At 69.4% G+C, this 21,832-nt stretch carries 14 protein-coding genes; 6 read left to right on the forward strand and 8 right to left on the reverse strand.

Features of this window, described 5'->3' with window-relative positions; translation table 11 throughout:
• Positions 1-107: 107 nt before the first annotated feature.
• The gene (locus CY658_RS31595; RefSeq protein WP_101493920.1) at positions 108-422 is read left to right on the forward strand and encodes a proteophosphoglycan ppg4; all 315 of its coding nucleotides are present in this window, start codon (positions 108-110) and stop codon (positions 420-422) included.
• Positions 406-1,101: a L,D-transpeptidase gene (locus CY658_RS31600; protein WP_257885041.1), complete on the forward strand. Its 696-nt coding sequence runs from the start codon at positions 406-408 to the stop codon at positions 1,099-1,101. The genes CY658_RS31595 and CY658_RS31600 overlap by 17 nt, the downstream gene beginning before the upstream one ends.
• Before the next feature lie 11 nt (positions 1,102-1,112).
• Here CY658_RS31600 and CY658_RS31605 read toward each other — a convergent pair whose 3' ends face one another.
• The gene (locus tag CY658_RS31605) at positions 1,113-1,889 is read right to left on the reverse strand and encodes a metallophosphoesterase family protein (protein ID WP_101493921.1); all 777 of its coding nucleotides are present in this window, start codon (positions 1,887-1,889) and stop codon (positions 1,113-1,115) included.
• A gap of 161 nt (positions 1,890-2,050) precedes the next feature.
• Here CY658_RS31605 and CY658_RS31610 point away from each other — a divergent pair, with 161 nt between their 5' ends.
• The 4 genes from CY658_RS31610 to CY658_RS31625 all read left to right on the forward strand — a co-directional run bounded on the left by CY658_RS31610 (position 2,051) and on the right by CY658_RS31625 (position 4,520).
• On the forward strand, positions 2,051-2,941 hold the full coding sequence (locus CY658_RS31610) for a nucleotidyltransferase (RefSeq protein WP_101493922.1): 891 nt from the start codon (positions 2,051-2,053) through the stop codon (positions 2,939-2,941).
• Positions 2,931-3,275: a nuclear transport factor 2 family protein gene (locus CY658_RS31615; RefSeq protein ID WP_180839099.1), complete on the forward strand. Its 345-nt coding sequence runs from the start codon at positions 2,931-2,933 to the stop codon at positions 3,273-3,275. Before CY658_RS31610 ends, CY658_RS31615 begins: the two co-directional genes overlap by 11 nt.
• Positions 3,276-3,457: 182 nt before the next feature.
• Positions 3,458-3,883, forward strand: coding sequence for a CBS domain-containing protein (locus tag CY658_RS31620; protein ID WP_101493923.1), 426 nt, complete (start codon positions 3,458-3,460; stop codon positions 3,881-3,883).
• Between the two features lie 52 nt (positions 3,884-3,935).
• A complete protein-coding gene (locus CY658_RS31625; RefSeq protein ID WP_101493924.1) occupies positions 3,936-4,520 on the forward strand; it encodes a BPSL1445 family SYLF domain-containing lipoprotein in 585 nt (194 codons plus the stop codon).
• A 90-nt stretch (positions 4,521-4,610) separates the two neighbouring features.
• Here CY658_RS31625 and CY658_RS31630 read toward each other — a convergent pair whose 3' ends face one another.
• Genes CY658_RS31630 through glgB form a run of 7 tightly spaced genes read right to left on the reverse strand, consistent with a single transcriptional unit; the run spans position 4,611 to position 21,828 of the window.
• A complete protein-coding gene (locus tag CY658_RS31630; RefSeq protein WP_101493925.1) occupies positions 4,611-9,731 on the reverse strand; it encodes a malto-oligosyltrehalose synthase in 5,121 nt (1,706 codons plus the stop codon).
• Entirely contained in the window at positions 9,721-11,541 is a 1,821-nt protein-coding gene (gene treZ / locus CY658_RS31635; RefSeq protein ID WP_101493926.1) for a malto-oligosyltrehalose trehalohydrolase, read from the reverse strand. Before treZ ends, CY658_RS31630 begins: the two co-directional genes overlap by 11 nt.
• The gene (glgX, locus tag CY658_RS31640; protein WP_101493927.1) at positions 11,538-13,700 is read right to left on the reverse strand and encodes a glycogen debranching protein GlgX; all 2,163 of its coding nucleotides are present in this window, start codon (positions 13,698-13,700) and stop codon (positions 11,538-11,540) included. The genes treZ and glgX overlap by 4 nt, the downstream gene beginning before the upstream one ends.
• 25 nt (positions 13,701-13,725) lie before the next feature.
• Entirely contained in the window at positions 13,726-14,475 is a 750-nt protein-coding gene (locus CY658_RS31645; protein ID WP_101493928.1) for a mechanosensitive ion channel family protein, read from the reverse strand.
• A 37-nt stretch (positions 14,476-14,512) separates the two neighbouring features.
• Entirely contained in the window at positions 14,513-17,842 is a 3,330-nt protein-coding gene (treS, locus tag CY658_RS31650) for a maltose alpha-D-glucosyltransferase (protein WP_101493929.1), read from the reverse strand.
• A gap of 30 nt (positions 17,843-17,872) precedes the next feature.
• Entirely contained in the window at positions 17,873-19,930 is a 2,058-nt protein-coding gene (locus CY658_RS31655) for an alpha-1,4-glucan--maltose-1-phosphate maltosyltransferase (RefSeq protein WP_101493930.1), read from the reverse strand.
• Positions 19,927-21,828: a 1,4-alpha-glucan branching protein GlgB gene (gene glgB / locus CY658_RS31660; RefSeq protein ID WP_101493931.1), complete on the reverse strand. Its 1,902-nt coding sequence runs from the start codon at positions 21,826-21,828 to the stop codon at positions 19,927-19,929. Before glgB ends, CY658_RS31655 begins: the two co-directional genes overlap by 4 nt.
• Positions 21,829-21,832 lie beyond the last annotated feature (4 nt).

Raw genomic sequence — 21,832 nt, forward strand, 5'->3', positions numbered from 1 at the left:
TCCATCCCTGACAACACGTCACCCTGACCTGCCTAGTCTGCGAAAGGTCAGCCATGAGACTTGCAATCCGGCGCTCGGCAGCTGGCATCTTTCTTTGGAGACCCACCATGACCCTCTCACGTCTTTCCACGCTCCTGGCTTCCGGCACCCTCGTCCTCGCAGGCGTGGCCTTCGCCCAAGGCAATCCGCCGACCACCGCCCCCGCCAATCCCGCGACAGGGGCCGGGCAGCAAAGCCCCACCGGCGGCCCGATGGGCACCACCGGCACCACGCCGCAAAACACGCAAAGCGGCAGCACCATGTCGCCGGCGCCGAGCACCGGCAGCACGGGTTCGAGCACGATGAACACGCCGCCGCCGAGCACCGATACGTCGACCATGGCCGCCAACGATCCGCGGCCCGCACGTGCCGACCGCAACTGAGCCCGGCGGACGGCCTCCCGCATCGGCCCCTGTGCAGCGCGCGACCCGGTTCACGGTCGCGTCGTTCGCAGGGGTGATGCTGGTTGCGGCACTGGCGGGCCTGCCACCCCAACCCGCCAGCGCCGCCAGCGCCGGGCCGCTCCCTGCGGCTGAACAGTTCGCCCAGGCGGCCGTCGCCGCCGGGGACAACGCGTCGCAGCCGTTCGCCGTCCTCGACAAGACGGCCGCACGCCTGTACCTGTTCGACCGCGCCGGGCGCATGACCGCGTCATCCCCCGTGCTGCTCGGCTTGGCCCGGGGCGACGATTCGGTGCCCGGCATCGGCACGCGGCCCATGGCCGACATCCGCACCGAGGAGCGCACGACACCCGCGGGGCGCTTCAACGCGGAACCAGGCACCAACACCTCGGGCGAAGACATCACCTGGATCGACTACGACGCCGCGATCTCGATGCACCGCGTGCGGGCCACCAACCCCAGCGAGCAGCGGCTGCAGCGGCTGGCCTCCGCCACCGCGAGCGACAACCGCATCTCGTACGGATGCATCAACGTGCCGGCGGCGTTCTACGACCGGCACGTGAAGCCGATGTTCGCGAGCCGGGGACGCGCGGTGTATGTGCTGCCCGAAGTGGCCTCGCTCGACGCGCGGTTTCCGTTCTTGCGAGCGAGCGGGAACTGAGCGCGCCCGCCTTAGGGCGCTGACGGCGCCCTGGCGTCGGCCGGCTCGCGCGGCAACTCGTAGAGAAAGAACGGTGCCGCATCGGGCCGGCTGCGCTGCAGCAGCGGCTTGGCCACGTTGTAGACGGGCACGCCGCTGATCGTGCGTGCCCGCAGCGTGCCCCGGTGCGCGTGGCCGTGGAACACCGCATCGATCGGGTAACGCACCAGCGGGTCCTCCAGTCGGCTGCTGCCCAGGAACGGGAAGATTTCGACCGGCTCGCCCTCGACCGTGCCGACCACGGGCGCGTAATGCAGCAGCGCAATGCGCCGCCGCGTGCGCAGCTTGGCCAGCGCCGATTCGAGCTTCATCGCCTCGTTCAGCGCCTCCTGCACGAACAGCTTGATCGCAGGCTCACCCCACGCGCCCAGCGCACCACGCCCGAACCCGCCGCCGAAGCCCTTCACGCCCGCAATGCCCACGCCTTCGATCTCGCAGACCGAGCCGTCGAGCACCCGCACGCCGGCGTGCGCGAGCGTGCCGCTCACCACCTCGGGCGTGCCCGATTCGTAGTCATGGTTGCCCAGCACGGCGACGATGGGAATGTGCACCGCGCCCAGTTCCTCGGCGAGCACGCGGGCTTCCTCTTCGGTGCCGTAGTCGGTCAGGTCGCCGCACAGCAGCAGCGCGTCGGCTTCTTCGTTCGCCTGCGCGAACAGGCTGCGCAAGGTGCCGCCGGCGTCCTTCTGGACGTGGATGTCGCCGACGGCGGCGAAGCGGATGTGGGATGAGGATTTGGGCGTAGACATGGGTGATCCGGTCGGTTGCGCTTCAAACGTGGGAACCAGCCTGTACCCCGCCGCGCGCGGCCGTCATCGGCCTCTTCCCGCAGCGGCTGTAGGCGCCTGCCGACGCGCGATGGGGCCGTTGGCTTTGCCCTGTCGTCCCTTGACAGCGCGACCTTTCACACATGCCATCGCCCCCCACGCTCGCCCGCTCGCTCGAGGAAGAAGTCCCGCCCCGCGTGGCCGACTTCTATCGGCAGAGCCTGCGCGCCCTGCGCGATGCGGGCATTCCGTTCCTGGTGGGCGGCGCCTTTTCGCTGGCCTGCTACACCGGCATCCGCCGCGCGACGAAAGACCTGGATCTGTTCATCCTGCGCGAAGACTTCGAGCGCACTGCGCAACTCATGCAGCGGCACGGCTGGCGCACCGAGCTGACCTATCCGCACTGGCTGGCGAAGGTGTACGACGGCGACGCGTTCATCGACCTGATCTTCAACTCGGGCAATGGCGTGACGCCGGTCGATGCGCGCTGGTTCCACGGCAACTGCCGCGCCGACGTTCTGGGCGTGCCGGTGCTCGTGGCCAACGTCGAGGACTGCCTGCTGTCCAAGGCCTTCATCATGGAACGCGAGCGCTACGACGGCGGCGACATCGCCCACCTGCTGCTGGCCCGCGCCGAGCGGCTCGATTGGGCCAGCCTGCTGGTGCGCTTCGGTCCGCATTGGCGGGTGCTGCTGAGCCACCTCACGCTGTTCGGCTACATCTATCCCGGCGAGCGCCACCGCATTCCCGACTGGGTCATGGCCCGCCTGGTCGATCGCCTCACCGAGGAAATGCACGGCCCGCCCGCCCCCTCGGAGCGCCACGTGTGCGCAGGCACGCTGCTGTCGCGCGAGCAGTACCTGCACGATGTCGAACAGGCCGGCTACGTGGACGGGCGCCTCACGCCGGCCAGCGGCATGACGGAACGCGACGTGGCGGTGTGGACGCGGGACATCGCGCCCGCTCATGCACCGCCGCGCGCCCCCACCGATGAGAGGGAGCAACCCCCTGCAGGAGGTTCCCATGGACGATGACAACCTGTGGCGCATCGAAGAACAGTTCTGGTCTGCCGGCGCCGACTTCTACGAACAGCACCTGGCTGAACACGCGTTGATGGTGTTCCCCGCCCCCGTGGGCGTGCTGGACCGCGCGGCGACGCTGGACTCGATTCAATCCGGCAGCCGCTGGGTTCACGCCAACTTTGAAAAGCGAGAACTGCTCAGGCCGTCCGACCACGTGGCCCTGCTGGTCTATTCGGCGACGGCGTCACGGCATGAAGGCGTGGCCTATCGCGCCCTGTGCAGTACGACGTACGTGAAAGAGGGCGATGCGTGGCTGCTGGCCTTGCACCATCAAACGCCGCAATGAGGAGCGCGCGCAAGGCGGCGTCCACGCGTTCTTCCTTTGCACCACCGGCTTTTCGGTGGTTGTCCTACACCTGCGGCCGCAGAGAAGACTAGACCTGTATCTGCGCCGGCTCGCAGTTGTGCGCACCTTATTTCTTGCCGCAACCGCGGCCGCCCAACCTACTTTTCTTCAAAGGATTCCAGATGCGAAAAGTCAACGCTGTGATGACCCGCGATGTCGAGGTCATCAGTCCCGACGCCACCATCGCGGAGGCCGCCAAGCGCATGCGCGACGGCGACTTCGGGATGATGCCGGTGGGCGAGAACGACCGCATGATCGGCGCGATCTCGGACCGGGACATTGCGATCCGCGGCATCGCCGAGGGACACGACGGCAACGCCAAGGTGCGCGACGTCATGTCGGACGGCATCCGCTGGGCCTACGAGGACGACGCCGTCGATCATGCGGCGCAGCTCATGGCCGAGCACCAGGTGAGGCGCCTGCCCATCGTCGACCGCGACAAGCGGCTGGTGGGCATCCTGGCGCTGGCCGATGTCGCGGTGAAGGAGCCCAAGGCCAAGCCGGCCACGGAAGCGCTCTGCGGCATTTCGCAACCCGTCGAGGCCTGACCCGACGAAGCGCTGCCGATCGATTCATCACCCCCTTGTTGGAGGACTCGCCATGTACGTCGCACCTTCCCGCCTGCTTGCAGTCGCCGCCATCGCGGCGAGCCTCGCCGTGACCGGCTGCACGGTCACCCGCCCCACCGGAGCGGCGAGCGACGTCCCGGCTTCGTCGGCATCGGCCATCGACGCCCAGGTCGACGCGTCGTTGTCCCGGCTCTACGACACCGTCACCGGCTCGCGCGCACTCGTTGCGGGCGCGCAGGGCGTGCTGGTCTTCCCTTCCGTGGTCGGCGGCAGCCTGGGCGTAGGCGCTGAATATGGTCGCGGTGCCCTGCGCACCGCGGGCCGCACGCAGGCCTACTACAGCACGACCGCCGGCTCCATCGGCTTCCAGGCCGGTGCCCAGTCGAAGGCCGTCTTCTACGTGTTCACCTCCAAGGAGGCGCTGGACAAGTTCCGCCAGAGCCGCGGCTGGACCGTGGGCGCCGACGCGACGGTCGCGCTGGCACGCTACGGTGCCAACGGCGTGATCGACTCGAGCACCTTCCGGCAACCCGTGGTCGCCTTCGTGGTGACCAATGTGGGCCTGGAGGCGGGCGCGTCGGTGCAGGGTGCGAAGGTCACCGAAATTCGACCTTGACGCTGGATCACCGGCGATGAAGCCGAGCTGCTGCGGCAGCACGGCATCGGTTGAGAGGCCGCCAAGCACTGGCGCGGTTCAGGGTCAGCGTCAGGACGATGTGCGGGCGTGGAACGCCCCCCACGGCATGCACCGCAGCGCGTCGGCCAGGTCGATGCGCCCTTCTCCGGCCGTCAACGACTCACCGGTCAGCAGGCTCTCGAACGCCATCTCCCTCACGCCTTCGGGCAGGCGCACCGTCGTGCCTTTCCAGACCTGCGCATCGGGCAGCGCCGGCGCCACATCGTCGCCCGTACTGCGGCGCGACAACGCGGCGAACAGGCGCCCCGTCACGACCACGAGCATCTGCCCCTCGTGGCGGCGCGCGAAGGCCACGACATGCCGTGCCAACGGCCCTTCGACCTGCAGCGGCTCGTAGCTGCCCTCGCGAAACAGCAGCGGTTGGTCCCGCCGCAATGACAGCAGCCGCCAGATGAACCACAGCTTGGCGCGGCCGTCGTGCGGCGACGCCACCATCGCGCGCACCTGCACCGCCAGGTCGCCCTGCCCCGCCATCGCCTGCAGCGCGGCCAGCCGCTCCTGCCGCAGTGCGTAGTCCACCGGCCGCCGGTTGTCCGGATCGACCAGCCTCAGTTCGATGAGTTCGCTGCCCTGGTAGAGGTCGGGCACGCCCGGCGAGCCGTATTTCAGCAGCGTGAGCGTGAGGCCGTTCCAGGCGCCGAACCACGCCAGCGTGTCGGCCAGCCGCTGGATGTCGGCGAGGCAGTCGTTCGTGGCCGGATCGGCCAACAGCGCGCGCACGAAATGTTCGAGCCCGGCCTCGTAGTCCGCGTCGGGTTGCGACCATCGCGTGCGCAGCTTGGCCTCGCGCGCGGCCTTCTGCATGTACTGCCAGATGCGCTCGCTGAAGCCCGGCGCGGTGTCGGCGTCGAGGCCTCCCACGGGCAAGGTGCCCAGCAGCGTCTGGTACAGCAGGTACTCGTCGGCGCGCGACGGTGCCTCGCCGCCGGCCCGCTTCGTTCGCGCCCCACGGCACAGGCCATGCCAGCGCGCCAGCGCCTGCATCCATTCCTCGGGCATCTCGGACAGCACGTCGATGCGGTGGCGCACGTCTTCCGAGCGCTTGTTGTCGTGCGTCGAGGTCGCGAGCATCGTGTGCGGCCAGCGCTGCGCGCGGTCGGCGCTCGCCGCATGGAAGGCCTCGACCTCGATGCCGAAGCGGTCGGGCTCGCCGCCCACCTCGTTGAGCGCACTGAGCGGAAAGTAGCGGTAGAACGCCGTGTCCTCCACGCCCTTGGCCGCCACCGGCGCGCTGAACTGCTGGAAGCGCACGGCGAAGCGCCGCACCTGTTCGTCGAGCGCGGCCGGCGCCGAGGCGACGGCCTCGCCGCGCAGCGCGCTGCGCACGAAGTCGAAGACCGAGCGGTCGGCATCGCCGCTCTGCCGCACCGCCTCGTCCACGGCCTCGTCGATGAAGCGTGCGTCCTGTGCCGAGGGCCCGTCGACGATGTAGGTCCGGTACACGGGCATGCACGCGCCGACCTCGGCCAGCGCGCGGCGCAGTGCATTGAGCGTGTAGTCGCGCGTGCGGCGGTCGGCCCGCGCGATGCGCAGCAGCTCGGTGGAAAGCACGTTCAGCTCCGACGACAACGCATTGCGCATCACCTCGCGCCGCCCCGCGCGGCAGACCGCCGCGAAGTCGTCGGTCTCGCCCGTGAAGCGCTGCCAGGCATGCACCACGGCGGCCTCGGCCGTGGTGTCGACGAGCACGCCGTTGGCCACGTTCGCGAAGCGGTAGCCGGTGGTGCCGTGCACGTGCCAGCGGTCGGGCACCTCTTCGTGCGCGCCGGCGATCTTCTCGGCCACCACGTACAGCGGACGCGCGGGTCGGCCGTCGACATCGTGCGTGGGCAGCACGAGCCCGGCGCGGCGCGCATAGCCTTCCTGCAGCTTGCGGAAGTAGTCCGCCGGGTCGTACAGGCCGTCGGGGTGGTCGATGCGCAGGCCGTCCACCACGCCCGCCGCCGCGAGGTCGAGCGCGAACGACTGCGTGGCCTCGAACACCTCGTCGCGCTCCATGCGCACGGCCGCGAGGTCGTTGATGTCGAAGAAGCGGCGGTAGTTGATCTCGTCCGCCGCGACGCGCCAGTGCGCGAGCCGGAAGGCCTGCGCCTCGATGAGCCGGTGCAGCGCATCGCGCGCGTCGGGCTGGGCCAGGTTGAGCTCGGCCACCGACGCCGCAAGCGCCTGCGCGACCGCCGGATGGCGCTGCGCCAGCCGCGCGAGCCGGGCCTTGAGCAGCTCCTTGTCGCGCACGCGTTCGGCCTGCGCCTGCGGAGAAGTCGTGTCCCGCCGCGGCAGGTGGCCGAACGCGGTCGACAGGCTTGCGAGCCGGTCGACCGCCACCGCATCGCCCAGCCGCGCGAGCGCGCGTTCGAGCACGAAGGGATAGCTCTCGGGCGCCAGCGGAAAGCGGTGTTCGTAGTAACCGACGGCCAGGCTGCCCGTGTCGGCCTCGAAGCGCAGCACCAGCTCGCCATGGTCCAGCGCTTCGCCGTAGTGCACGCCCAGCACGGGCAGCAGCACCTTGCCGGTCAGCTCGACGTTGAGCGGGTGCCAGTCGATGTCGAAATACGGCGCGAACGGCGAGGCGGGGCCGTTCTCCAGCACGTCCATCCACCACGCGTTGTCGGCGCCGAACACGCCCATGTGGTTGGGCACCATGTCCAGCAGCTGGCCGAGGCCGTGGGCCTTCAGCGCGTCGACGAAGCGCGCAAAGCCTTCCTCGCCGCCGAGCTCGGGGTTGACCTGTGCGTGCGCGACCACGTCGTAGCCATGCATGCTGCCCGCGCGGGCCCGTTGGATCGGCGAGCAGTACACGTGACTCACGCCGAGCTGCGCGAGGTACGGCAACACGCGGATCGCGTCGTCGAAGCCGAAGCCCTTGTGGAACTGCAGCCGGTAGGTGGCGCGCGGCACGCGGGTCTGCAGGCCGGGTGATTCGATGTGGGTCTCGACCTTGTGAGGTCGCGCCGCGCGCAAGGCCTCGCCCAGCGCGCGCATGCGTTCGCCGCCCACCAGCGCCGCCACCGGCTCGGGCAGCTTGCGCCGCCAGTTCGGGTGCGTGTCGACGGTGCCGGGCAGGTTGGCCTGCGCGACCACGCCGGCCACGTCTTCGAGCTGCACCATCATCAGCGCCGAGGGTGTCGCCGCGAGAAAAGCGTGTGCCGCTTCCACGAGGCGCGCGGACGGCAGCGCGCGCCCCGCGGCCTGCGCCACCTCCTCGCGCGACAGCAAGCCCGCCTGCTGCAGCGCCTGCATCAGCGCGATGCGCTCCTGCGCGCGGTCCATGAGCTGCTGGTCGAACACCGCGGGGTCGGGGAACAGGTCGAGCGCGAGGCGTTCGCGCAGGTCGGCGGCGGTCCACCAGCCGGCAAAGGTCGCGAGGTCGTGCGTGCCGATCGCGACCAGCGCGGCGGCCGGGTAAGCCTCGGGCGGCTTGAAGCGGCCGATGTCGTGCTGCTTCTCGAAGTACAGCAGGCGGTACGAGAGCACGTCGGCCTGCGCGAGCGCGTCGCGCACCGCATCCTCGACCGTGCCGAGGTCTTCGCCCACGACCATGCAGCGGTTGCGGTGGCTTTCGATGGCCACGATGGCGAGCATCTCGTCGAGCGGGTAGGCCACATACGCGCCCTCGCGCGCGCTGGAGCCGCGCGGAATCCAGAACAGCCGCATCAGCCCCATCACATGGTCGATGCGCAGCGCGCCCGCGCCACGCATGCCGGCGCGCAGCGTCTCGATGAAGAAGCGATGACCTTCGGCGCGCAGGCGATCCGGGCGCAGCGGCGGCAGGCCCCAACCCTGGCCCGCGGGATTGAACTCGTCGGGCGGCGCGCCGACGCTGGCGCCCGGTGCGAACACCTGCTGCGCGCCCCAGGCGTCGGAGCCCGCGCGGTCCACCGACACCGCGAGGTCCATGTACAGGCCGATGCCCATGCCGAGCGCGTCGCAGCGCGCCGCCACGCGCGCCAGCTGCCGCGCCGCCACCCACTGCAGGTACTGGTGGAACTGCACGCGCGATGCATGCGCCACGGCAAACGCGGTCACCTTGGCCGAATCGGGATCGCGGTAGGCAGCAGGCCAGTCGTGCCAGTCCCACGCGCCGCCTTCGGTCGCGAGGAAGTGGGCCTGCAGCGTTTCGAACAGCGCGTGCTGCCGCAGCGCCTCGCCGCGCTCCGCGACGAAGGCCAGGAACGCGCGGCCCGTCTCGCTGGGCGCGCTGTCCACGGGCAGGTGCCGTGCGCAGAAATGCGTGAAGAGCAGCGTGAGCACCTCGAACTTCGCCGCCGCCACGCCGGCGTGGTCGACCAGCGGGCTCGCGCGCAACGCAGCGAGCCGCGCCTGGAAGTCGGGCGACTGCACGCGCGCGCGGGCTGCATCGCAGGCCTCGAAACCGTCGACCGCCTCCACGTCGATGCACAGCACGTTGAGCTGCTGGCGCGACGACGGGCTGTACGGGCTCGTGTGCAGCGGCGTGCTCGCGAACAGCGCATGCAGCGGGTTGAGCCCGATGACGTCGGCCCCCTGCGCCGCCATGCGCACGGCCAGGTCTTCGAGATCGCCGAAGTCGCCGATGCCCCAGTTGCGCGGCGAGCGCAGGCTGTAGAGCTGCACGGCCGGCCCCCAGACGCGCCCGCCGTCGCGCACCGCGGGCGGCCGGTAGCAGCGGCCCGGCGAGGCCAGCACGCAGGTCTCGCCACGCAGGCCATCGATGTGCAGCCGGTGGTAGCCGGCTTCGAGCGCCAGCGGTATCTGCAATGTGCGCTGGCACCAGGCAACACCGTCGATGTCGGTGCGGTCGGTCTCGGCAAAGGCGTGGGCGTCGGCCTCGCCTTCCACCTCGCGCCCGTGCTCGTCCGCGAGCTGCCAGCGCAGCCGGCTCAGCGACACCGGCATCCGCAGAGTCACCGACCACGCGACGCTTCCGGCCCGCACGACCTGCACCGGCGGCAGCGCCTGCGCCCAGCGCGCGCGATGCGCGGCGGCCAATGCGGGGCCCGCGTCGGCGGTGCTGTCGAGCCGCACGCCGAACTCGGCCAGCAGCGCGATCAGGCTGTCGGTGGAGGCTTCGCGCCGGACGCCGAAGGCATCGACGTAGCCGGGCGCGATGCTGAAATGCGCGCACAGCTGGCGGAAGGCGTTATCCACCATGCAGTGCTTCCAGCGTCACGTGGACCGCGCCGCGCGACAGGCTCAGCGTGCTGTCGCCGCGCGTCACGCCGTCGCTGTGGACCACCTCACCCGGCAGTTCGGCGAGCAACTCCACGGGTCGCGTTCCGAAGTGCGCCAGCAGATACAACCGCGCCGTGCCCAGGTCCCATTGCACCTGCAGCGTGCCGTTCTCGCACCGCCAGCTGCCCGCGCCCACCATGCCGCCAAGCTTGGGCACGATGAGGCGATGGCGCAGTGCCAGCAGCTGCTGCACCTCGCACAGCCGCGCAAAGTGCGCGCGCGTGCCGCGTTCGCGCCAGCGCAGCTTCGACGCGAGGAAAGTCGCCTCGGCATTCGGATCGGGAATGCGGGCGCGAGCGACTTCGTCCGCGAACGCGGCGAACCCGCCGAACTCCGCGCGCCGGCCCTCGGACACCGCGCTCGCCAGGTCCGGCCCGAAATCGCAGAAGAACTGGAACGGCGTGGAAGCCGCGAACTCGTCGCCCATGAACAGCATCGGCACGTGCGGCGACAACAGCAGGCAGGCCATGGCCGCGCGCACCAGCACCGGATCGCCCAGCGCGTGGATGCGCTCGCCGAAGGCGCGATTGCCCACCTGGTCATGCGTCTGCAGGAACGACACGAAGGCCGTCGAAGGCAGCCGCGTGCTCGGCTCGCCGCGCGCCTCGCCATGGCGGAAGGCGGACGGCTGTCCCTGGTAGATGAAGCCCTCGGCCAGCGCCTGCGCGAGCCGGCGCACCGGGTCGTCGGCATAGTCGGCGTAGTAGCCGTCGCGTTCGCCAGTGACCAGCACATGCACCGCGTGGTGCAGGTCGTCGTTCCACTGCGCCGTGCCGGCCACGGGCCGGCCGCGGCTGTCGCGCAGCAGCATCGAGGCCTGGTTGGCATCGTTCTCCAGCACCAGGTGCACATGACGTTCGCGAGCCGGTCCGTTGTTCAGCGCCTCGCGGATCTCATGCACGATGTGCGGCCGCGTCTCGTCGTGGATGGCGTGCACCGCGTCCAGGCGCAGGCCGTCGAAGCGGAACTCTTCCACCCAGTAGAGCGCGTTGTGAATGAAGAAATCGCGCACCGTGCGCGAGCGCGGTCCGTCGAAGTTGATGGCCGCGCCCCACGGCGTCTGCTTGCCGGCGTTGAAGAACTCGGGGCCGTAGGCATGCAGGTAGTTGCCCTCGGGCCCGAAGTGGTTGTAGACCACGTCGAGCAGCACCATGAGGCCGAGCGCATGCGCAGCATCGACCAGCGCCTTCAGGTCGTCGGGCGTGCCGTACGAGGCGTCGGGTGCGAACGGCAGCACGCCGTCGTAGCCCCAGTTGCGGCGGCCCGGAAAGTCGGCCAGCGGCATCAGCTCGACCGCGGTGATGCCCAGTTCAGCCAGCTCGCCGAGCCGTGCCGTCGCGGCGCGCAGCGTGCCTTCGTCGGTGAAGGTGCCGACGTGCAGCTCGTAGACCACGGCCTCCTCCCACGGCCGTCCGCGCCAGGCGTCGTCGGTCCAGGCGAAGCGGCGCGGATCGATCACCGCGCTCGGGCCATGCACGTCGTCGGGGTTGAAGCGCGAGGCCGGGTCGGGCACGCGCGTGCCGTCGGGCAGGCGGAAGCTGTAGCGGTCGCCGTGTTGGGCATCGAGCACCGTGAGGCGGTGCCAGCCCTTGGCGTCGCGCGTCATCGGCTGCGAGGCCAGGGGATGTTCGAGCACGACGGTCTGCGCCGAGGGTGCCCAGAGCGCGAACTCGACGCCCTTCTCCTGCACCGTGGCGCCGAAGGGCATGGCGTGGGAATGGCTGCTCATGGCCGCACGTCCGGCCGGCTCAGCACCACGAGCGAGCGGCATTGCAGCGGATAGGCGGGCTCGCTCCACGCGGGCGCGAGTGCGGCGGCGTCCTCGCCGGGAAGCGGCGGCGCCGTGCCGGCCGTGTCGACCAGAAGACGCCAGGCGCCGTGCGGGGCCGCCGGCAGCGTGAACGCGATCTCGTCGTGGTGCGCGTTCATCAGCACCAGAAAGTCGTCGTCGTGCTGCGCCTCGCCGCGCGGCCCGCGGTCGGCGATGCCGCCGCCGGGGATGTACATCGCGATGCAGCGCGCGTTGGTGTCGCTCCAGTCTTCGGGGCGCATCTCGGCGCCGTCGGGCTTGAGCCAGTGCACGTCGGTGAGCGTTTCGCCCTCGGCGGGCTTGCCTGCAAAGAAGTTGCGGCGCCGGAACGACGGGTGCGCGCGGCGCAGCGCCACCATGCGCTCGACGAAAGTCGTGAGCGCCAGCCGTTCGGGCGTGGGTGCCCAGTCGATCCAGCCGAGTTCGTTGTCCTGGCAGTAGACGTTGTTGTTGCCCTGCTGCGTGTGGCCGCGCTCGTCGCCGGCCAGCAGCATCGGCACGCCCTGCGACAGCAACAGCGTGGCCAGCAGGTTGCGCTTCTGGCGCTCGCGCAGGGCGAGCACCTCGGGGTCGTCGGTGGGGCCTTCGACGCCGCAGTTCCACGACACGTTGTGGCTGTTGCCGTCGCGGTTGTCTTCGCCGTTGGCCTCGTTGTGCTTGTCGTTGTACGACACCAGGTCGTGCAGGGTGAAGCCGTCGTGCGCGGTGATGAAGTTGATGCTCGCCGTGGGCCGCTTGCCCGACCAGCCGTACAGGTCTTCCGAGCCGGTGACGCGCTTGGCCACCTCGCCGATGAGGCCGCCGTCGCCTTTCCAGAAGCCGCGCAGGCCGTCGCGGTACTGGTCGTTCCACTCGGCCCAGCCGAGCGGGAAGTTGCCGACCTGGTAGCCGCCATGGCCCAGGTCCCACGGTTCGGCGATGAGCTTCACGCGGTTGAGCGTCGGGTCTTGCCGGATCGCATCGAAGAAGCCGCCGAGGTTCTCGACCTTGCCCGACTCGCGCGCCAGCGCCGAGGCCAGGTCGAAGCGGAAGCCGTCGACGTGCATCTCCTCGGCCCAGTAGCGCAGCGAATCCATCACCAGTTGCAGCGCGTGCGGCTGCTCGAGGTTGACGGTGTTGCCGCAGCCGGTGAAGTCGTCGTAGTAGCGGCGGTTGTCGGCGTTGGCGATGTAGTAGCTGGCGTTGTCCACGCCGCGCATCGAGAGCGTGGGCCCGAGCTGGTTGCCCTCGCAGGTGTGGTTGTAGACCACGTCGAGGATCACCTCGATGCCCGCGGAGTGCAGCGACTTGACCATGGTCTTGAACTCCTTCACCTTGCCCGAGGCGCTGTAGCGCATCTCGGGGGCGAAGAAGGCCAGCGTGTTGTAGCCCCAGTAGTTCTGCAGGCCCTTCTCGGCCAGGTGGCGGTCGTTGAGGAAGCTGTGCACGGGCAGCAGCTCGACCGTGGTCACGCCCAGGCGCTTGAGGTAGTCGACCACCGGCGCGCAGCCGAGTGCGGCGTAGGTGCCGCGCAGTTCGGGCGGCACGTCGGGGTGCGTCATGGTGAAGCCGCGCACGTGCATCTCGCAGATCACCATGTCCTGCCACGGCACCGAGGGGCGGCGGTCGTCGCCCCAGGTGAAGGCGGTTTCGAGCACGCGGCCCTTGGGCATGAGCGGCGCGCTGTCGCGCCGGTCGAACGACAGGTCTTCGCGCTTGCTGCCGACCGTGTAGCCGTAGAGCGCGTCGCCCCAGCGCAGCTCGCCCACGAGGTCTTTCGCATACGGATCGACCAGCAGCTTGTGCGGATTGAAGCGATGGCCCTCCTCGGGCTTGTAGGGCCCGTGCACGCGGTAGCCGTAGGCCTGGCCGGGGCGGGCCTCGGGCAGGTAGCAGTGCCACACACCGTCGGTGCGCTCGCGCAGGGGAATGCGCTGCAGCTCATGCCGGCCGCGCTCGTCGAACAGGCAGAGTTCGACCTTGTCGGAGTGCTGCGAAAAGAGCGCGAAATTGACGCCCTCCCCGTCCCAGGTGGCGCCGCGCGGGTAAGGTCGGCCGGGCCAGACGGCCGTGATCGTCGGATGGGTCTTGGATGTCATTCAGGGGCCGATGGGCGTAGGAAAGTCAGCGGGGCGGTCGGTCGGAGCTGTCGAAGCGCGGCGGTGTGCCCACGGGCGTCACGGCGGGCGGGGCCGTCTTGCTGCCGCTGACCTGCTTGGGCCACCAGCGCTCGATCTGCGCCTTCGCCCAGTCCTTGCCCGCCAGCCCGAAGGCCAGTGCCAATGCAAAAACCACGCCGGCCAGAATCACGAGGAAGCTCTCGCGCACGATGTCGCCGCCCACCTTCACCTGGTCCAGCGCAATGAGGATCACGAAGGCCATCACCGCGTACTGCGCCACCTTCCCGAAGAGCACGGCGTCCTGCATCTTCACGCTGCGGAAATAGCTGCCCACGGCCTCGCCCACGAAGCGCGCAAAGTAGGAGCCGAAGGCCAGCACCAGCAGCGCCACGAACACGTTGGGCACGAACCACACGATGCGCCCCAGCAGGTCGGCGATGTAGCTCAGCCCCATGCCGTTGAAGGCGATGAGCAGCGAGGCCAGGATCACCAGCCAGTACATCAGGACGCCGAACAGGCTGCTGGTGTCGCCCTGGAACCCGCCCTGGCGCAGGAAGTTGTCCAGCCCCGCGCGCTCGGTGAGCACATTGAAGTTGACGGCGCGCAGCGCCTTGGTCACGGCGAAGCGGGCCGCCTTGGCGACCAGCCAGCCGACGAGCACCACCACCAGCCCGATCAGCAGGCGCGGAATGAAGGCGCCGACCTGGTAGAGGATGGCGCGCAGCGGCTCCAGGTGAATGCCGAAGTTTTCCATGGTGTGTCTTCCGGTGAGGTGGCTGGAGAGGGGTGAGTCAGGCGCGCGGCGCGTTGATCAGCGCGAGCACGCCGTGCAGCGGCACCTGGGCCCAGTCGATGCGGTTGTCGAGTTCGTAGCGCAGCTCGTACAGGGCCTTGTCGAGTTCGAACAGCGCGAGCAGCTCGGCATCGATTGGTGCGCCGTCGACGCCGTAGCCGCCCAGGAACGCCTCGCGCGTGGCGCGCTCCCACGCGATGGCCGGTGCGGCCAGCCGCTGGGCTTCTTCGGGGCTTTGCGCCACGCGGCGCAGCGCCGTCCAGCGCGCGTAGTTGAACGAGCGCAGCATGCTCGCCACGTCGCGCAGCGGCGAGCTCTTGGTGCGGCGCTCCTCGAAGCTGCGCGCGGGCTCGCCCTCGAAGTCGATGATGACGAAGTCGTTGTCCTTCACCAGCACCTGGCCCAGGTGGTAGTCGCCGTGGTAGCGGCTCTTGATGCCGCCGCCTTCCACCGGATGGCGCGCCGCGATGCTCGCCTGCAGCGCATCGGCTGCGTCCAGCAAGGTGCGTGCGTCGGCCTGCGCGGCGCCGGGCACGAGATCAAGGCGTTCGCGCAGCAGCGCGAGCGTGGCGGTGGCGTCGCTCGCGGCCAGCGTCTTGAAGCTGGCGAAGTCGGCCGCCGCAAGCGGCTCGGGGTCGAAGGCCGCCGCGCCGGTGCGCACGGCGAGCGCCCGGTGCAGCTCGGCGGTGCGCCGCCCCAGCGTGGCCATGAGCGCCAGGAAGCCGCCGTGCACCGCGGCCACCTCGGCACCTTCGACCCGGCCTCGCGCCTCGCCGTCGGTGGTGGCCGCATCGCGCAAGAAGCGCTCCAGGTAGCCGAGCGTGTGGTCCCAGCCGTCGCCCTGGTTGGGCATGTAGCTCTGCACCATCGCCAGCGTCATGGTGCGGCCGTCGTTCGTCAGGTACTCGAGCGCGCCGAGCACGGGCACGCAGTGCGGGTAGTGCGCGTCTTCGGTCAGGAAGCGGCCCATCTCCAGCTCGGGGTTGATGCCCTCGCGCACATGGCGGTAGCCCTTGAGGAACAGCGTTTCGTCCAGCGTGATCACCGTGTTGCTGCTCACGCCGCTCGGGCGTCCGACGGCCAAGGCGTCGATGTCGACCTGCAGGCCCGCAAAGGCCGCCGTCGGCCGGAACACCAGCTTGCCGCCGGCGGTCGGCAGCTCGGCGCCGCTGGCGATGGTGCGCAGCAGCGCGCGGCAGAAGGCCTCGTCGTAGAAGGCGTCGCCCATGAGGCCGACCTGCGCCTGCTGGCGCACCTTGGCGAGCGCGGCCTGCGCCACGCCGGCCATGCGCTCCTCGTCGCGCTCTTCCCACGCCAGCGCCAGTGGCATGAAGTAGGTGGCGCCGCCGGCCGGGCCTTCGAGGTCGAGCAGCGCCAGCATCCAGCTCAGGCCGTCCACGTCCCACACGGCATGGTCGGCCACGCGCGCACGACGGATGGCCGTGCCCTTGGAGGCGTACCAGCGCTGGATCTCGATGTGGCGCGGCAGCGTCTCGGTTTCGAACTGGGCGCGCATGCGCTCCGACATGCCGATGCGCCACGGCATCACGCGCTCGCGGAAGAAGCTGGTCCAGCCGTCGAACAGCACGAGCGTGGGCCACTCCTGCAGCGCCACGCCTTCCTGGTGCCAGCTCGGCGCGTCGGCCTCGGCCGTGAGCTTGAACCAGTAGAAGCCGTACGACGACATCGTGAGCAGGTAAGGCAGCTCGCCGATGGGCGGGAACGGCGCGCGGCCCAGCATCTCGATGGGCACGAAGCCCTTGAACTCCGACAGGTCGAGTTCCACCGGCTGCGCTGCGCGCGAGAGGTTGAACACGGTGAGGATCACGTCGCCGTCGTACTCGCTCAGGTAGGCCAGGATCTTGCGGTTGCCCGGCTTCAGAAAGCGCCGTCGGCCGCGCCCGAACGCATAGCTGGTCTTGCGCACGGCGAGCATGCGCTTGGTCCAGTTGAGCAGCGAGCTGGCGTCGCGCGCCTGCGCTTCCACGTTGAGCGCTTCGTAGCCGAACATCGGGTCCATGATCGGCTGCAGGTACAGGCGCTGCGGGTCGGTGCGCGAGAAGCCGGCGTTGCGGTCGGGGCTCCACTGCATGGGCGTGCGCACGCCGTTGCGGTCGCCCACGAACACGTTGTCGCCCATGCCGATCTCGTCGCCGTAATAGATGATGGGCGAGCCCGGCATCGACAGCAGCATGCCGTTCATGAGCTTGACGCGGTCCATGTCGTTTTCCATCAGCGGCGCCAGCCGCCGGCGGATGCCCAGGTTGATGCGCGCGCGCATGTCGGCCGCGTACATGGTGTACATGTAGTCGCGCTCCTTGCTGGTCACCATCTCGAGCGTGAGCTCGTCGTGGTTGCGCAGGAAGATGGCCCACTGGCAGCCCTCGGGAATGTCGGGCGTCTGCGCCATGATCTCGACGATGGGGTGCCGGTCTTCCTGCGCGATGGCCATGTACATGCGCGGCATGAGCGGAAAGTGGTACGCCATGTGGCACTCGTCGCCGTCGCCGAAATACTCGCGCACGTCTTCGGGCCACATGTTGGCCTCGGCCAGAAGAAAGCGGTTCTTGTACTGCGCATCGATGGCGGCGCGCAGCTTCTTGATCACCGCGTGCGTCTCGGGCAGGTTCTCGTTGCTGGTGCCGTCGCGCTCCACCAGGTAGGGAATGGCGTCCAGGCGGAAGCCGTCCACGCCCATGTCGAGCCAGAAGCGCATGGTCTTGAAGATGGCCTCGAGCACCGCCGGGTTGTCGAAGTTCAGGTCGGGCTGGTGGCTGAAGAAGCGGTGCCAGAAGTACTGCTTGGCCACCGGGTCCCAGGTCCAGTTCGAGGTTTCGGTGTCGGTGAAGATGATCCGCGTGCCCTGGTAGATCTGGTCGGTGTCGCTCCACACGTAGAAGTCGCGCTCGGGCGAACCGGGCGGCGCCAGGCGCGCGGCCTTGAACCACGGGTGCTCGTTCGAGGTGTGGTTGATGACCAGCTCGGTGATCACGCGCAGGCCGCGCTTGTGCGCCTCGGCCAGCATTTCGCGGAAGTCGTCGAGCGTGCCGTACTGCGGGTGTACGTCTTCGTACCCGGAGATGTCGTAGCCGTCGTCGCGCAGGGGCGACGGGTAGAACGGCATGAGCCAGATGGTGTTGACGCCCAGCTCCTTCACATAGTCGAGCTTGGCGGTCACGCCCCGGAAGTCGCCCATGCCGTCGTTGTTGGAGTCGAAGAAGGCCTTGACGTTGAGCTGGTAGATCACCGCGTCGCGATACCACAGCGGATCGTCACTGGTGTCGATCTCGACGGTTTCGAGCGCGATGTGGGAGACGGGTGCGTTCATGGGCGATTCGCCTTCCTGATCTTGGAGAACTTAGAGAAAGTAGTCGAAGTCGCGCTCGTCGCCGTGGCGGCGACGCACCACGAAGATGTGCGCGGGCACGCTGCGGGGATCGAGACGGATGTAGTGCCAGTCGCCCTGCCAGGTGAAGCGCTGGTTGCTCAGCAGGTCGTGCATCTGGAACGCCTGCCCGTCCTTCACGCCCACGCTCGCGGGCTCCAGCCCGACCCAGCCGGTCTGCACGTGGTGGGGGTCGAGGTTGACCACGGTGACGATCACGTTCTCGCCGTCGGGCGATGCCTTGGCATAGGCCAGCAGCTGGTCGTTGTCGATGTGCAGAAAGCGCAGGCCCCGGTCGCGCTGCAATGCCGGGTTCTCGCGGCGGATGCGGTTGACCTGCGCGATGAAGGGCTCGAGGCTGTCCGGGTCGTCGTCGGCGCGGTGGCGCAGCTGGTACTTCTCGGAGTCGAGGTACTCCTCGCTGCCGGCGCTGCGCGGCAGGTGCTCGCGGCGTTCGTAGGCCGGCCCGTAGATGCCGTAGTTGGCCGCGAGCGTGGCAGCGAGCACGAGGCGCGACATGTAGACGGCGGTCTCCCCGGTCTGCAGCTGCTCGTGCAGGATGTCGGGCGTGTTGGGCCAGGCGTTGGGACGGAAGTAGTCGATGCCGGGCTCGGTCGAGAGCTCGGTGAAGTAGGCCTGCAGCTCCTCTTTGGTGTTGCGCCACGTGAAGTAGGTGTAGCTCTGCGAGAAGCCCAGCTTGGCGAGCCGGTGCATCACCTTCGGCCGCGTGAAGGCCTCGGCCAGAAAGATCACGTCGGGGTGCGCGCGCTTCACTTCGCCGATGACCCACTCCCAGAACGGGAAGGCCTTGGTGTGCGGGTTGTCGACACGGAAGATGCGCACGCCCTCCCCGATCCAGTGGTCGATCACGCGCTTGAGCTCGGCCCACAGGCCGCGCCAGTCCTCGCACTCGAAGTTGAAGGGGTAGATGTCCTGGTACTTCTTGGGCGGGTTCTCGGCGTACTGCACGGTGCCGTCGGGGCGCCAGCGGAACCAGCCGGGATGCGCCTTCACATACGGGTGGTCGGGCGCGCACTGGAAGGCGATGTCCAGGGCGATCTCCAGGCCGTGCGCGCCGGCGCGCGCCACCAGGTGGCGGAAGTCTTCGGCCGTGCCGAGCGCCGGCAGGATTGCCGTGTGCCCGCCTTCGGCCGCACCGATGGCCCAGGGGCTGCCCACGTCGTCGGGGCCGGCCTGCAGTGCGTTGTTGGGCCCCTTGCGCTGCTCGCGGCCGATGGGGTGGATCGGCGGAAAGTACAGCACGTCGAAGCCCATGGCGGCGATGGCCGGCAGGCGCGCCTCCACGTCCTTGAAGGTGCCGTGCACGCCGGGCGCGGGGCCGGTCGAACGCGGAAAGAGTTCGTACCAGGTGCTGAAGCGCGCGCGCTCGCGGTCGGCGAACAGCGGTAGCTCGGCCGAATGGCGCACCGCATGCTGGCGGTCGGGATGGCGTCGTGCCAGCTCGGCGTATTCGTCGTCCAGTGCCAGCGCCTTCAGCGACACCACGTCGGAGCCGGGGCTGGCGGCCACGGCATCGAGCTCGGTGGCCCAGCGCTGCAAGGCGAGGCGGTCGGCGCCCTCGGCGCGCGATGCGGCGGCCGCGATTTCGAGCGCCCCGACCTGCGCGGCAATGCGCACGTCGTCGGGGTCGACGCGCCGCGTCATCTCGCTGCGCCACGACTCGAAGGGGTCGACCCACGCGACGACGGTGTAGACATAACGGCCCGGCGACGGCGGCGAGAACGCGGCCTCCCACACGTCGTTGCCGAGCGGCTTCATCGGCACTTCGCGGAAGGCGGGCTGCTCGTGCGCGCGCCAGCACAGCTGAACGCGCACCACGTCGTGGCCGTCGGTGAAGCAATGGGCGCGCACCGGCACGCGCTCGCCGGCCACGCACTTCACCGGAAAGCGGCCGTGGTCCACGCTCGGCAGCACGGCATCGATGACCGCGCGGACCGCGCCGTGGTCCAGGGCGATGTCGGTGCCGTCGTTCGCTGCGGCGGCGGGCTTGGTCGAAAAGATGTTCTTCATCGGGCAACGTGCTCCAGGATCAGCGTGGACAGGGGCGGCAAGGTGAGGCACACCGATTGCCTGCGGCCGTGGGAGCGCACCGGCGCCGTGTCGACGCCGCCGAAGTTGCCCCAGCCCGAGCCGCCGAATTCCGTGGCGTCGGTGTTGATCACCTCCTGCCAGTGGCCGCCGAGCGGCACGCCCAGCAGGTAGTTGGTGCGCGGCACCGGCGTCATGTTGCTCACCACGAGCAGCGGCGGGCTGCCGTCGCCGGCCTTGCGCAGGAAGGCGAACACGCCGGTGTCGGCGTCCTCGGCCGCGACCCACTCGAAGCCCGCCGACGAGAAGTCGACCTGGTGCAACGCGGGCGCACCGCGGTACACGCGGTTGAGCTGGGCCACCAGGCGCTGCAGGCCGCCGTGGCCTTCCTGCTCGCAGACCCACCATTCGAGTTCGCCGTCGTGCGTCCACTCGCGGCGCTGGCCGAACTCGCCGCCCATGAAGAGCAGCTTCTTGCCCGGGTGCGCCCACATGAAGCCGTACAACGCACGCAGGTTGGCGAACTGCTGCCAGCTGTCGCCGGGCATCTTGTTCAGCAGCGAGCCCTTGCCGTGCACCACCTCGTCGTGCGACAGCGGCAGCACGAAGTTCTCGTGAAAGGCATACACCAGCGAAAAGGTCAGCTTGTGGTGGTGGTACTTGCGGTGCACCGGCTCTTCCTTCATGTAGGCGAGCGCGTCGTGCATCCAGCCCATGTTCCATTTCTCGCCGAAGCCCAGGCCGTCCATGTCGGTGGGGCGCGAGACGCGCGGCCACGCGGTCGACTCTTCGGCCACCGTGACGGTGTCGGGGTGCGCGCGGTACACGGCGCGGTTCAGCGTCTGCAGGAAGTCGATGGCCTCCAGGTTCTCGCGCCCGCCGTGGCGGTTGGGCACCCACTCGCCATGGTTGCGCGCGTAGTCGAGGTAGAGCATCGACGCCACGGCGTCCACGCGCAGGCCGTCGAGGTGGTACTTGTCGAGCCAGAACAGCCCCGACGACACGAGGAAGCTGCGCACCTCGGGCCGGCCGTAGTTGAAGATGCTGGAGTTCCACTCCGGATGAAAGCCCTGGCGCGGATCGGCGTGCTCGTACAGGTGCGTGCCGTCGAAGTACCCGAGCCCGTGCTCGTCGGTCGGAAAGTGCGAAGGCACCCAGTCGAGCAGCACGCCGATGCCCTGCTGGTGCAGGTGGTCGACGAGGTACATGAAGTCCTGCGGCGGGCCGAAGCGCGCGGTCGGTGCGAAGTAGCCGGTGGTCTGGTAGCCCCATGAGCCGTAGAACGGGTGCTCGGTCACGGGCATGAGCTCCACGTGCGTGAAGCCCATCTGGTTCACATAGGCGGCGAGCCGGTGCGCGACTTCGCGGTAGCCGAGAAACTGGCCGTCCTGGCGCTGCCACGAGCCCAGGTGCACCTCGTAGACCGACTGCGGCGCATCGAGCGCGTTGCGCTGGCCGCGTGTCGCCATCCATTCGTCGTCGCCCCAGGTGTAGGCCAGGTCGCAGATGCGCGAGGCGGTGGCCGGCGGTGGCTCCGCGCTGAACGCGACGGGGTCGGCCTTGTCGACCGTGTAGTTGCCGTGGTGCGAACGGATGCGGTACTTGTAGGCGTCGCCTGTCGCGGCAGCCGGTGCGTGCCCGTGCCAGATGCCCGAGCCGTCAGGGCTCGGCACGAGCGGATCGGCGTCGCCCGACCAGCCGTTCCAGTCGCCGACCACCGAGACCGACGCGGCGTTGGGTGCCCACACCGCGAAACCTGCACCGCCCTCTTCCTCGTCGAGGTGGCAGCCGAGCAGGTCGTACAGCCGGGCGTGGGTTCCTTCCCGAAAAAGGTAGACGTCGCGTTCGCCCTGGCGGGGATGGTTCGTTGTCGTTGGCACCGGC

This window comes from Variovorax sp. RO1 (genome assembly GCF_002849325.1).
In the GTDB taxonomy this organism is placed as follows: domain Bacteria; phylum Pseudomonadota; class Gammaproteobacteria; order Burkholderiales; family Burkholderiaceae_C; genus Variovorax.

What these genes read in the sequence shown, in the direction of transcription:
- CY658_RS31595 (WP_101493920.1), top strand. Translation starts at nt 108, where the DNA reads ATGACCCTCTCACGTCTTTCCACGCTCCTGGCTTCCGGCACCCTCGTC.
- CY658_RS31605 (WP_101493921.1), bottom strand. Translation starts at nt 1,889, where the DNA reads ATGTCTACGCCCAAATCCTCATCCCACATCCGCTTCGCCGCCGTCGGC.
- CY658_RS31610 (WP_101493922.1), top strand. Translation starts at nt 2,051, where the DNA reads ATGCCATCGCCCCCCACGCTCGCCCGCTCGCTCGAGGAAGAAGTCCCG.
- CY658_RS31615 (WP_180839099.1), top strand. Translation starts at nt 2,931, where the DNA reads ATGGACGATGACAACCTGTGGCGCATCGAAGAACAGTTCTGGTCTGCC.
- CY658_RS31620 (WP_101493923.1), top strand. Translation starts at nt 3,458, where the DNA reads ATGCGAAAAGTCAACGCTGTGATGACCCGCGATGTCGAGGTCATCAGT.
- CY658_RS31625 (WP_101493924.1), top strand. Translation starts at nt 3,936, where the DNA reads ATGTACGTCGCACCTTCCCGCCTGCTTGCAGTCGCCGCCATCGCGGCG.
- CY658_RS31630 (WP_101493925.1), bottom strand. Translation starts at nt 9,731, where the DNA reads ATGGTGGATAACGCCTTCCGCCAGCTGTGCGCGCATTTCAGCATCGCG.
- treZ (WP_101493926.1), bottom strand. Translation starts at nt 11,541, where the DNA reads ATGAGCAGCCATTCCCACGCCATGCCCTTCGGCGCCACGGTGCAGGAG.
- glgX (WP_101493927.1), bottom strand. Translation starts at nt 13,700, where the DNA reads ATGACATCCAAGACCCATCCGACGATCACGGCCGTCTGGCCCGGCCGA.
- CY658_RS31645 (WP_101493928.1), bottom strand. Translation starts at nt 14,475, where the DNA reads ATGGAAAACTTCGGCATTCACCTGGAGCCGCTGCGCGCCATCCTCTAC.
- treS (WP_101493929.1), bottom strand. Translation starts at nt 17,842, where the DNA reads ATGAACGCACCCGTCTCCCACATCGCGCTCGAAACCGTCGAGATCGAC.
- CY658_RS31655 (WP_101493930.1), bottom strand. Translation starts at nt 19,930, where the DNA reads ATGAAGAACATCTTTTCGACCAAGCCCGCCGCCGCAGCGAACGACGGC.